Source organism: Streptosporangium nanhuense (genome assembly GCF_059358815.1).
Map to the genome: position 1 here is coordinate 106,957 of NZ_JCADBG010000006.1, position 11,862 is coordinate 118,818.

Annotated in this window: 12 protein-coding genes; 7 read left to right on the plus strand and 5 right to left on the minus strand. The window is 69.4% G+C overall.

Annotated elements, in window-relative coordinates; translation table 11 throughout:
* Positions 1-4 precede the first annotated feature (4 nt).
* From AC5L38_RS14040 to AC5L38_RS14050, 3 genes are all read right to left on the minus strand, one after another.
* Positions 5-385, minus strand: a complete 381-nt coding sequence (locus tag AC5L38_RS14040; protein ID WP_495243219.1) for a roadblock/LC7 domain-containing protein — start codon at positions 383-385, stop codon at positions 5-7.
* 144 nt (positions 386-529) lie between these two features.
* A complete protein-coding gene (locus tag AC5L38_RS14045) occupies positions 530-1,750 on the minus strand; it encodes a DUF4032 domain-containing protein (protein ID WP_495243220.1) in 1,221 nt (406 codons plus the stop codon).
* Positions 1,751-1,852: 102 nt separating this feature from the next.
* Positions 1,853-2,500: a class II aldolase/adducin family protein gene (locus AC5L38_RS14050; protein WP_495243221.1), complete on the minus strand. Its 648-nt coding sequence runs from the start codon at positions 2,498-2,500 to the stop codon at positions 1,853-1,855.
* Positions 2,501-2,832: 332 nt separating this feature from the next.
* Here AC5L38_RS14050 and ngcE point away from each other — a divergent pair, with 332 nt between their 5' ends.
* From ngcE to AC5L38_RS14085, 7 genes are all read left to right on the plus strand, one after another.
* Positions 2,833-4,290 carry an N-acetylglucosamine/diacetylchitobiose ABC transporter substrate-binding protein gene (gene ngcE / locus AC5L38_RS14055; RefSeq protein ID WP_495243222.1) on the plus strand — a complete coding sequence of 486 codons (1,458 nt, stop codon included), beginning with the start codon at positions 2,833-2,835 and terminating at the stop codon, positions 4,288-4,290.
* Between the two features lie 6 nt (positions 4,291-4,296).
* Entirely contained in the window at positions 4,297-5,208 is a 912-nt protein-coding gene (locus tag AC5L38_RS14060; RefSeq protein WP_495243223.1) for a carbohydrate ABC transporter permease, read from the plus strand.
* A complete protein-coding gene (locus AC5L38_RS14065; protein WP_495243224.1) occupies positions 5,208-6,113 on the plus strand; it encodes a carbohydrate ABC transporter permease in 906 nt (301 codons plus the stop codon). The genes AC5L38_RS14060 and AC5L38_RS14065 overlap by 1 nt, the downstream gene beginning before the upstream one ends.
* A gap of 107 nt (positions 6,114-6,220) precedes the next feature.
* Positions 6,221-6,823 (plus strand): hypothetical protein, encoded by a 603-nt coding sequence (locus AC5L38_RS14070; protein ID WP_495243225.1) that lies wholly within the window; start codon positions 6,221-6,223, stop codon positions 6,821-6,823.
* Positions 6,810-7,100 (plus strand): 4a-hydroxytetrahydrobiopterin dehydratase, encoded by a 291-nt coding sequence (locus AC5L38_RS14075; RefSeq protein ID WP_495243226.1) that lies wholly within the window; start codon positions 6,810-6,812, stop codon positions 7,098-7,100. The genes AC5L38_RS14070 and AC5L38_RS14075 overlap by 14 nt, the downstream gene beginning before the upstream one ends.
* A 210-nt stretch (positions 7,101-7,310) precedes the next feature.
* Entirely contained in the window at positions 7,311-8,168 is an 858-nt protein-coding gene (locus AC5L38_RS14080; RefSeq protein ID WP_495243227.1) for a 1-aminocyclopropane-1-carboxylate deaminase/D-cysteine desulfhydrase, read from the plus strand.
* A gap of 385 nt (positions 8,169-8,553) precedes the next feature.
* Positions 8,554-9,126: a superoxide dismutase family protein gene (locus tag AC5L38_RS14085; RefSeq protein ID WP_495243228.1), complete on the plus strand. Its 573-nt coding sequence runs from the start codon at positions 8,554-8,556 to the stop codon at positions 9,124-9,126.
* A 40-nt stretch (positions 9,127-9,166) separates the two neighbouring features.
* Here AC5L38_RS14085 and AC5L38_RS14090 read toward each other — a convergent pair whose 3' ends face one another.
* Positions 9,167-10,153: a pirin family protein gene (locus tag AC5L38_RS14090; RefSeq protein ID WP_495243229.1), complete on the minus strand. Its 987-nt coding sequence runs from the start codon at positions 10,151-10,153 to the stop codon at positions 9,167-9,169.
* Between the two features lie 231 nt (positions 10,154-10,384).
* On the minus strand, positions 10,385-11,854 hold the full coding sequence (locus AC5L38_RS14095; protein WP_495243230.1) for a serine hydrolase: 1,470 nt from the start codon (positions 11,852-11,854) through the stop codon (positions 10,385-10,387).
* Positions 11,855-11,862: the final 8 nt, after the last annotated feature.

Below are 11,862 nucleotides of genomic sequence, written 5' to 3' on the forward strand. Positions count from 1 at the left end.
GGTCTCACGTCGATATCAGGCGGCCGGAAAGGGCCTGGAGGCGGTGGCGGGCCAGTGCCAGGTTCGAGCGTTCCAGATCGAGCCTGACATAAATGACCAGGGGGCCGTCGAAAAGCGTTTCCAGCGGCCGCAGTAAATGGTGGCCGCCGTCCGTGGTGATGATCATGTCGTTGATCCGGACCGTACCGCCGGGGGAGGCGAAGGCGAGCCCGTCGAGCGTCGCGCGCAGGGTCTCGCTCAGTCCCGCGGCCGATCTCTCCACGTCGGCGTGGCGGCTCGCACCGCCGGTGGCCACCGCGGTCCCGCTGGTCTGATCGATGAGGATCGCGTCCAGGGCGCCGGGGATGGCCATTACCTCGGTGAGGCAGTCTTCGATTCCGAGCACGTGCTCTCCCTCGCCAGCGACTTCAAGCGTCGCCCGGTCAGCGTAGGGAAACCGCTCGGGGACCGACCTTCCTGACTAGGGCTTTGATAGGAGAAGGCATACGATTCACCAACCGAGTGGGAAGTTATACACCCCGGGTGGAAATCAACCCGTTGGTTCCTCGGAGATGAGTGCCTTTTCGTCCGGCTTGAAAACAAGAATGTTCTTCACATAGGAATTCACCGCGGCGGGCAGCCCGACGTCGTTCCCGGCCGCCTCCGACATGTACCAGCGGTGGTCGAGCACCTCGTGGAAGAACTGGGCGGGCTCCAGCTTGCCCCGCAGCTCCTGGGGCACGGCCAGCACCGTGGGCTGGAAGACCTCGGCCAGCCAGCGGTGGGCCACGATCGCCTCGTCCTCGTGGCGCAGGCCGTGCGACACGCGGAAGGAGTCGAGGTCGTTGAGGAGGCGCCTGGCCTGGTTCTCCTCCACGTCCAGGCCGGTCAGCCGCAGCAGCCTGCGCTGGTGGTGCCCGGCGTCCACGACCTTGGGACGGACGATCAGCCGCCCGGTGCCCGCCTTGCGGCGGACCATCATCTCCGCGACGTCGAACCCCAGGGAGTTCAGCCGGCGGATCCGCTGGTCGATCATGTGCCAGTCGACCTCGTCGATGATGTCGTCGGAGGTGAGCTCGCCCCAGAGGCGGTGGTAGCGGCGGACGACCGAGTCGGCGACCTGCTCGGGGTCGATGGAGGGATGCAGCAGCTCGCCCGCCTCCAGGTCGAGCATCTCGCCGAAGATGTTGGTGTGGGCCACGTCGATGTCGTACAGCCGCTGGCCCTCGCTGAGCATGGGGTGCAGCTCGCCGGTCTCGGCGTCGACCAGGTAGGCGGCGAAGGAGCCCGCGTCCCGGCGGAACAGGACGTTCGACAGCGAGCAGTCGCCCCAGTAGAAGCCGCTGATGTGCAGCCGCACGAACAGCACGGCCAGGGCGTCGAGCAGCCGGTTGAGCGTCTCCGGCCGGACGGTCCCCGACATGACCGCGCGGTAGGGCAGGGAGAACTGCAGGTGCTGGGTGATCAGCGCCGAGTCGAGCGGCTCGCCGTCCGCGTCGGTGCGCCCGGTGACCACGGCCACCGGCTCGACGGACGGGGTGTCCATCCGGCTCAGATCCCACAGCAGGCGGTACTCGCGCTTGGCGTAGTACTCGCTGATCTCCTTGATCGCGTAGACCTTGCCCGACAGGCGGGCGAAGCGCACCACGTGCCGGGAGATGCCGCGCGGCAGGGAGACCAGCCGGTGCTCGGGCCACTGCTCCAGGGGGACGTCCCAGGGCAGGCGGATGAGGTCCGGATCGCTCGGGGCGCCGGTGAGCTGCAGGGGCATGCGGTCAGTCCTCACGGCGGGGAAAGGTGGGCGGGTCGGGCGGGTGGTCGTGAGTGGTCGGTTCTCAGGGCGAGGAACGGCCTTCCGGGGCTCGGGGCCCGGTCAGTCCCCGCGGCGGGGGAAGGCGGGCGGGTCGAAGGCGCGCCGGACCACCGCGGCGAGCTGCTCCTCGGTGAGCACGCGGGGCTCGCCGACGCCCCTGGCCCGTACGTAGACCTCGCAGAGCCACTCCAGCAGCCGGGTCGCCTCGAAGGCCCCGTCCAGGTCGTCGCCGATCGTGACCCCGCCGTGGTTGGCCAGCAGCGCGGCGCGCCTGTCCTTGAGGGCGTCCCTGACGGAGGCGGCGAGCTCGGGGGTGCCGTAGGTGGCGTACTCGGCGACCCTGACGGTCCCGCCGAGCAGCAGGACGTTGTAGTGGATCGGCGGCAGCTCGGTCATGGTCGTGGCGACCACGGTGCCGAAGACGGAGTGGGTGTGCACGACGGCGCCCGCGCCGGTGGCCGTATAGACCGCCAGGTGCATGGGGGTCTCCGAGGACGGCCGCAGGTCGCCCTCGACGAGGTGACCCTCGATGTCGACGACCGGGCAGGCCTCGGGCTCCAGCCGGTCCAGGGAGACCCCGCTGGGCGTCACGGCGACCAGGTCACCCGCGCGCACGCTGAGATTTCCCGCCGTCCCGACGACCAGTCCGGTCGTGGCGGCCCGGTGGCCGTACTCACACAGCAGTCGGCGCTGCTCGGCCAGCAACATGTTCCCAAAAGTAGGGGGTTGCGGTACCAGGCGGCAAACCCCCATTATCTGGTCTAGACCGGTTGTTGCCCCTCGATGACCGGGAGGCATGGTTCCTTTACCTTCCCATCGACCGCACGTCAACGGTTTGCCGGGAAATATCGGCTACTGTGTGCCGTTCTGTCATTGGATTGCACTTCCCTGGCGTTTGGTTTCTACCGGATATGTCGCGAGGACATCACGGCTCGGTCTAGACCGGATACGAGCTCTTGACGGTGGACTCCGGGGGTACGTACCTTCGGGCAAACGTTTAGGAAACTTTCCTAATTGATCCCCCGTTCATGGAGGGTTACATGTCCAACCTGGCCGGCACGCCCGGAGACATCACCCGGCGGCAGATGCTCCGCCGGATCGGCATGACCGCTCTGGTCGCCGGGCCCGGCGCCGGGCTGCTCAGCGCCTGCGCCACCGGCGGCGGCGCGGCCCCCGCGGCCCCGGCCTCCGCGGCCCCCTCCGCGGGCGGCGCGGTCTCCGCGGCGAACCCGTTCGGCGTCGCCGCCGACGCGCCCCTCGAGGTCGTCATCTTCAAGGGCGGCCTGGGCGACAGCTACGCGACCGAGGTCCACGAGCCGCTGTACCAGAAGGCGTTCCCGAAGGCCCAGGTCAAGCACGTCGCGACCCAGCAGATCGCGCAGACCCTGCAGCCGCGGTTCGCCGGCGGCGACGTCCCCGACATGATCGCCAACTCCGGCACCGACCTGATGGACAACGGCGCCCTGCAGCAGGAGGGCCAGCTCCTGGAGCTCACCGAGCTGTGGGACGCCCCCTCGATCGACGACCCGAGCAAGAAGGTGCGCGACATGGTCGCGCCGGGCACCGTCGAGTCGGGCCTCATCAGCGGCAAGCCCTACCTGATGAACTACGTCTTCTCCGCGTACGGCCTCTGGTACGACTCCGCGCTGTTCGAGAAGAACGGCTGGACCCCGCCGAAGACCTTCGAGGAGTTCAAGGCCTTCGCCGAGAAGGCCAAGGCCGCCGGGATCACCCCCTTCGCGTACGCGGGCAAGAACGCCGCCTACTACGCGTACTGGATGATCCTCATCTCCGCCGCGAAGATCGAGGGCAACCAGATCCTGGTCGACGTCGACAACCTCGTCGACGGCGTCTGGCAGCGCGACGCCATGAAGCAGTCCGCCGCCGCCTGGGCCGAGATCGCCAAGTACATGGACAAGTCCTTCGAGGGCCTGATCCACACCGAGGTGCAGCTCCGCCAGAACCAGGGCAAGGTCGCGCTCTACCCCTCGGGCTCCTGGCTGGAGAACGAGCAGAAGGCCCAGACCCCGGAGACCTTCAAGTACGCGCTGTCGCCCACCCCGAGCGTCACCGCCGCCGACAAGATGCCGTTCGAGGCCATCCGCGCCGCCGCCGGCGAGGCCTACATCGTCCCCGCCAAGGCCAAGAACCCCAAGGGCGGCCTGGAGTACCTGCGCATCATGCTCTCCAAGGCGGGCGCGCGCGGCTTCACCGAGAAGTCCGGCAACATCACCGTCGTGACCGGTGCCGCCGACGGCCTGGAGCTGTCGCCCGGCAACGCGAGCCTCAGCGCCGCGCAGACCGCCGCCGGCCAGAACATCGTCACCTTCAGCAGCTTCGAGAACTGGTACAAGGAGTTCGAGACCGAGCTGCGCAAGCAGACCAACGCGCTCATGTTCGGCCGCATCTCCGCCGACGAGTTCTGCGAGAAGATGCAGAAGGCCGCCGACAAGACCAAGTCCGACTCGTCCATCACCAAGCAGAACCGGACGGTGTAGCTCCCGATGCGGCAGGGCAAGTATCCGTTCATCGTCGGCTTTCTGGCCGCGCCGGTCCTTCTCTACGTGGTCTTCGTGATCAGCCCGTACATACAGGCTTTCTACATCTCGATGACCAACTGGAAGGGCATCTCGGCGAACCCCCAGTTCATCGGCCTGGAGAACTTCACCAGGCTCTTTGACGACGAGGTCTTCTGGGCCGCGGTGCGCCACCACGGTGTTCTGCTACTTGTCATGCCGCTGGTCACGATCGTGATCGCCCTGTTCTTCGCCTTCCTGCTCAACCTGAGCGGCGGGCAGCGGGGCGGCCAGATGACCGGGATCTGGGGCTCGAAGGTCTATCGTGTGATCTTCTTCCTGCCCCAGGTCCTGGCCGTGGCCATCGTCGGCGTGCTCTTCCAGGCGATCTACCGCCCGGACGGCACCGGCGTGATCAACGGCCTGCTCGGCAAGGCCGGCATCGAGCCGGTCGGCTGGCTCATCGACCCGGACATCGCGCTGCTGTCGATCATCGCGGTGATGGTCTGGCAGGCCGTCGGCTTCTACGTGGTCCTGTTCTCGGCCGGCATGTCCTCCATCCCCAAGGACGTGTTCGAGGCCGCCGCGCTGGACGGCGCGGGCCGGTTCACCCTGTTCTTCAGGATCACGATCCCGCTGCTGTGGGACACCATGCAGGTCGCCTGGGTCTATCTCGGCATCGCCGCCTTCGACGCCTTCGCCCTGGTCCAGGTCCTCTCGGTCGACCGGGGCGGGCCCGACAACTCCACGACGGTGCTGCCGATGGAGATCTGGCGCACGGCGTTCAACTTCTCCAAGTTCGGTTACGCGTCGGCGATGGGCGTGGCGCTGTTCTTCATGACCATCACGTTCGCCGCCCTCACCCTGCGCGTGACCCGGCGCGAGAGGATCGAGTTCTGATGGCCACGGACACGGCGCGCAAGCCCGCCTCCCGCTCCTCCGCCTCCGCACCCGCCGGGCGCCGCGCGAAGAACCCGCTCGGGATCTTCGGCGCGCTGTCCCACGTCGCGCTGCTGGTCTGGGCGATCCTGATCATCGGCCCGATCGTCTGGACGTTCCTGTCGTCCTTCAAGACCAACACCGAGATCTTCGGGGACGCCATCACCCTCCCGGCCACCTTCGGCTGGGACGCCTGGGGCCGGGCCTGGGAGAAGGCCCACATCGGCCAGTACATGCTGAACACCGTCTTCGTGGTGGCGTGCAGCACGGCCGGCACCATGCTCCTGGGCTCGATGGCCGCGTACGTGCTGGCGCGCTACACCTTCCCCGGCAACAGGGCGATCTACTTCCTGTTCGTGTCGGGCATGACCTTCCCGGTCTTCCTCGCGCTGGTCCCGCTGTTCTTCGTGGTGAAGAACCTCGGCCTGATCGACACCCACCTCGGCCTGATCCTGGTCTACATCGCCTACTCGCTGCCGTTCACCGTCTTCTTCCTGTCGGCGTTCTTCAAGACGCTGCCCACCTCGGTGGCCGAGGCGGCGATGATGGACGGCTGCTCGCACACCCGGACGTTCTTCCAGGTCATGATGCCGATGGCCAAGCCGGGCCTGATCAGCATCACGATCTTCAACATCCTGGGGCAGTGGAACCAGTATCTTCTGCCGATCGTGCTGCTCTCCGGCAACGTCGAGGACAAGTGGGTGATCACCCAGGGCGTCGCCAACATCTCCACCAGCGCCGGGTACGAGGCCGACTGGCCCGGCCTGTTCGCCGCGCTGAGCATGGCCATCATCCCCGTGATGATCATCTACATCATCTTCCAGCGCCAGATCCAGTCGGGCCTGACCTCCGGCGCCGTCAAATGACCGGATCCGGTCAGATTAAGAGTCCCGGCGAGTAATCCCGGGAGTGTGGTCGGGAGTCGTTCATATTCGGAACGACTCCTGTCCCCTCCCCACGGAGAACCCGACACATGGCCCACCACGACCCCGACTTCCCCTTCCCCTTCTTCGGCGCGGGGGAGGCGAGCTACTACATGTGGGCCGAGGTGCACGTACGCTTCGCCCGGCAGCCCAGCACCTCCCAGCGCGCCGTCATCGTCGACACCGTCCCGGTGCCCCTGCGCGGGGCGCTCGACTGGTGCGAGGGCCGCCAGCTGATGGTGGCCAGCGGCCTGTTCCTGCACGGCACGGTGGTCCGCTCCTACCCGGTCGCCCCCGGCGAGTCCGACCGCATCGGCGACGACGGCTGGCTGTACGCCGCCCCCTCCCGGATCGCCGCGCTCAACGCCGACATCGAGGGGTGGCTGCTCCGCATCCACCGTGAGTGCCCGATCCTGGCCGCCTACCGCGCCGAGGACCCCGACAGCGGCGGCACCCGCCTGTCGGGCTGGCACGAGTGGAGCCTCGCCCGGCTGCCCGGCCTGCTCCCCGAGCTGGAGCCCCTCCTCGACCAGGCCAGCCACGCCACCTCCATGGCCCAGGGCGTCATGGCCATGGCCCGGCGCGCCGGAAGCCTGCCCAGGCTTGGCGTCTTCGCCGGAGACATGATCTCCTGGGAGGATGAACCTGCTTGACGACTCCTCGGTGGACGACCGGCTGACCGGCCTGCCCCAGTGGCGGCGCGAGGGCGACGAGATCCGCCGCACGATCGACGCCACCGACTTCCCGACCGCGATCCGCATCGTGGACGAGATCGCGGTCGAGGCCGAGAAGCTCGACCACCACCCCGACATCGACATCCGCTGGCGCACCCTCCACCTGGCGCTCAGCACGCACAGCGCGGGTGGCCTGACGGAACTCGACTTCACCCTGGCCGCCCGCATCGACGAGATAGCCTCGGCCAACGCCTGAACCGCTCCTCGGCCGATCATGACTGACCCGGGTCACGGGCCTCGGAAGCCCGACCGCACACCGCCCTCGCCCGTCGTGGGGTCCGACCGGGCATCGCTTTCACCCGTCGCGGAGTCCGGCCGTGCGCCGTCCTGGCCGGTCGCGGAGTTCGACGACCGGAGACCGCCCTCGCCCGTCGTGGGGTTCGGCCGTGCGCCGTCCTCGCCCCTCGTGGAGCTCGACGACCCCCGGCTCGCCCGCGCGGGCGTGCGCGTGCTCCTCAAGCGCGACGACCTGATCCACCCCGTCCTGCCGGGCAACAAGTGGCGCAAGCTCAGGCACAACCTGGCGCGGGCCGCCGAGCTGGGCCACGAGACCCTGCTGACCTTCGGCGGCGCCTACTCCAACCACGTGCGGGCCGTCGCCGCGGCCGGGACCCGCTTCGGGTTCCGGACCGTCGGCGTCATCCGGGGCGAGGAACACCTGCCGCTCAACGACGTCCTGGCCTTCGCCGAGCGCTCGGGGATGCGGCTGGTCTACATGGACCGCACCACCTACCGCGCCAAGGACACCGTTCCCGTCATCGAGGCGCTCCGCCGGGAGTTCGGCCGGTTCTACCTGCTGCCCGAGGGCGGCAGCAACGAGCGGGCCGTCCTGGGCTGCGCCGAACTCCCCGGGGAGATCGACGTACCGTTCGACGTCGTGTGCTGCCCCGTCGGCACCGGGGGGACGCTCGCAGGCATCGCCGCCGGGCTGACGGCGGGCCGGCGGGCCCTGGGCTTCTCCGTCCTGCGGGGAGCCCGGTTCCTGGCCGGCGACGTCGCCGGGCTCCAGGCGGCCACCTACGGCGAGGTGTCGGCCAACTGGACGATCGACCACGACTTCCACGCCGGGGGCTACGCCAGGCGCACCCCCGAACTGGACGCGTTCGCCGACGACTTCGCCCACCGGCACGGGATGTCACTCGAACGGATCTACGTGGCGAAGATGATGTGGGGCCTCTTCACCCTCGCGGAACGCGGAGCCTTTCCCCGGAACACCACGGTCGTCGCCGTCGTGACGGGTCCGATGGAGGCGGCCCCGTCGTGACGGGCCGGGTGGGGCGGTCTTGTCGCGGCGAACCCGCCGGAGGCGGTTCCAGCCTGACGGGCCGGGTGAGGACGGTCGTGTCGTGACGAACCCGCCGGAGGCGGTTCCGTCCTGGCGGGGCAGGCGAGGGTGTTCCCGCCCCGCGCGCCCGCTTTCGACGTACTTCTGACCTTCAGCCCCGCGCCAGCCGGCCCCGGCGGTCATATCCGTTGTCGGCGGTGATTCCCGTCTTACCGCCTTTCCGTACGAGGTGCGGACGCCGTCCGGACTCCTGTCATGGATCTTCGAGGCGGCGTGGCCGGGAGCGGTCAATACCGAGCGTGGTCACACGATCACTCGATATGGTGAGCGCTGCTCTTCTCCGGTCCGGTCAAGGAGATCTTGGATGCGCATTCTGGGAGTTCTCGCCGCCGTAGCCCTGCTCTGCGCGGGCTGCGGCGAGCAGGTCGCCGCGCCCCATCCGGCCGGGCACAGCCCCAGCGCGGGCCCGAGTGCCGAGGGGATCCGCCTCGCCGGGGGCGGCACGTTCACCCGCCCCGCGCCCCGCGCCTCCGCCATCGTCTACGACACCACGCTGGTGCCCTCCGGAGCCTCGGCGCAGGTCACCGTGGAGTCGGGGGCGGTGCTCGCCACCGCCACGGTCATCGTCAAGGGCATGCTCCACAGCCGCACGTACGGGGCGCACCTGCACGTCAATCCGTGCGGCTTCGAACCTGAGGACGCCGGGCCGCACTACCAGCACTCCCACAGCCGGGCGAGCGCCGAGAACGAGGTCTGGCTCGACTTCACCACCGACGTCCGGGGCGACGCCATCGCCACCACCACCCAGGACTGGGCGCTCGTCCCCGGGCGGCTGCCCAGGTCGCTCGTGATCCACGCCAAGCCCACCCGCACCTCCGGTGCGGAGGCCGGCACCGCCGGCCCCCGCGTCGCCTGCGTCACCCTCACCGAACGCTAGCCCCGGCGGCGGCCCCCGATGCCGGGCCGGCGTTCCGCGATCAGGCGTGGCCGGCGGGGATGGTGCCGAGACGACCGGCCTGATAGTCCTCGAACGCCTTCGCCAGCTCCGCCTGGGTGTTCATCACGAACGGCCCGTAGTGCGCGACCGGCTCACCGATCGGACGGCCGCCGAGCACGATGACCTCCAGGTTGGGGCTGCGGCTCTCCTGGGTGCCGGCCGCCGAGAGCGTGATGGTCTCGCCGTCGGTGCCCAGCCCGGGAAGGTTGCCGAAACCGTCGAAGACGGCCAGCTGGCCCGACTCGATCGGCTGCCGGTCGCCGCCGACGGTGCCGCGTCCCGACAGGACGTACGCGAGCGCGTTGAAATCCTTGCGCCAGGGGAGCGTCAGCCGGGAACCGGGGCTGAGTGAGGCGTGCAGCAGGGTGATCGGCGTCCGGGTGGAGCCGGGGCCGGTGAACTCGCCGACCTCGCCCGCGATGAGACGCACCAGCGCTCCGCCGTCGTGACTGCTGAGCAGGACGACGTTGGTCCTGCCGATGTCCTGATACTTGGGCGCGACCATCTTCTCGCTGCCCGGCAGGTTGACCCAGAGCTGGATCCCGTGGAACAGGCCGCCCTTCTGGACCAGCCACTCCGGGGGAGCCTCCTTGTGCAGGATGCCGCCACCGGCCGTCATCCACTGGGTGTCGCCGTCGGAGATCGTGCCGCCGCCGCCGTGCGAGTCGGCGTGGTCCATCACGCCGTCGATCATGTAGGTGACGGTCTCGAAGCCCCGGTGCGGGTGCCAGGGGGTGCCCTTGGGCTCGCCCGGCGCGTAGTCGACCTCGCCCATCTGGTCCATCATGATGAACGGGTCCAGATACTGGGACTTGATCGTCGCGAGTGCCTTGCGGACCGGGAAGCCCTCTCCCTCGAATCCGCTCGGCGCGGTGGTGACGGCCAGCACCTGGCGCTCGCGGGTCGCGGTCAGCGGCTGCGGCAGGCGGGGCAGGGTCAGCGGGTTCTCTACGGTCACGGCGGGCATCTTGTGTTCCTTCCTGCGTTGTTCGCAGGTGATAACTCAGTTGATGTTTCAACTATTCCATGACGGACGAGGCCGTGGCAACGAAGTGCCACGGCCTCGTCGATCAAGGCGGCCCACCTGGGCGGGGACGCCTCCCTGCGGCTGCTTCCCGCCCGTGGGGGAGCCGCTTCCCGGCGGCCCTCCCCGGCTCCCGGGGTCACCTCCCGATGGGGCCCGCCGCCCCGGGCGGGACTACTTTCCGGCGGCCAGCGCGAAGCCGCCCCGGCTCAGCGAGATCAGCTCGGGGGCCGTGACCCGCTCGTCCAGCGCGGCGGCGGGGTCGCTGGTCAGCGCGGTCACGACGTAGGTCCTCCCCCCGGCCGAGCGGGCCAGGTACGACAGGTCGAGGACACCCGTCTCGGAGCCGCCCTTGGCCCAGACCAGCGGCCACTTCTTCCTGTCGAGCTTGAGACCGACGTCGTTGGCCGACATCACCGCGCTCACCCGCTTGCCGCCCAGCTTGAGAAGCCCGGCGTAGGCGCGGCAGACGTCGCGGGGCGAGCCGAACCACTCCAGCGTGTCGATCTCCCTGGGCTTCTGCCAGAGCACGATGTCCGACAGCGACTGCCTGGCGACCGTGTCCTTCAGGTAGGCGCGCTTTCCCTCGGTGTCGAGCGCCAGGTAGGCGCGGGCCTGCGCGGGGTGGTTCACGCCCTTGAGCAGGAAGACCTCGCGCGTGGTGAGGAAGGGGGTGTTCCGCTCGGGATGGCTCGACCACAGCCGCACCTTGGCCTCCACGGCCTTGCGGCCGACCGTGTGGATCAGGAGGTCGGTGGCGGTGTTGTCGCTGATCGAGATCATCAGCTTGGCGGCCTCCTCGACCGTGGTGGTGCTGCCGTCGGGGCGGCCCGTCAGCCCGTCCTCGCCCAGGCTCTTCCACTCGGGCCTGATCGTGATCTTGGTGTTCCAGCTCAGCCCGCCGTCGCGGATCCTCTCGGCCACGGCGCCCAGCACGTACAGCTTGAAGATCGAGCCCAGTGGCCGGACCGTGTCCGGTGCCACGGCGTGCGCGACGTCGCACCTGCCTCGCCTGTCGATCTCGGCGGCCAGGAAGCCCACCCGCGGCGCGACCTCGCGGAGCCGGGCGTCGAGCTTCCTCCAGCTTCCGGGAGCGGCGGGGACGGAGGGCTCGGGAGGCGTGAGCCCGAGCAGGTTGATCTTCCCGTCCCCGTCCACACCGAGCTGCAGGGTGAACGCCTGCTCGCCGATCGCCCCGGTCCCGGCCAGCGCGGACGGCGTCTCCTTGGTCAGCTTCTCCAGGCGGAACCCCTTCGACGCCTTGAGGAAGGCGTTGACGCCGTTGACCGTCAGCGACGAGAGGTAGCCGGAGTTGAGATGCTCCTTGAGCTCGCTCTCCGCCAGCGGCGCCCGGTCCGGCGCGCCGAGGAACCAGCGCAGCTGCCGCCCCGCGGGGCTGTCCGGGATCTCCGGCTCGGCCAAAGGCCCGCCGGCCGCGAGCGCCCCTGCCGTGAGCGTCCCGCCGGTGAGCGTTCCGCCGGTGAGTGCCCCACCTGTGACCGTCCCTGCCGCGACCGCCTCGGCCGTGGTCGTCCCTGCCACGGCCGCCGACGCGGTGGCGGCCGGCGGCAGGACCATCGCTGGAACGGCCATGACGGCGACGGCGAGGGCCGGCAGGCGCTTCGATCGGAACGGCAACCGCATGAGATGCT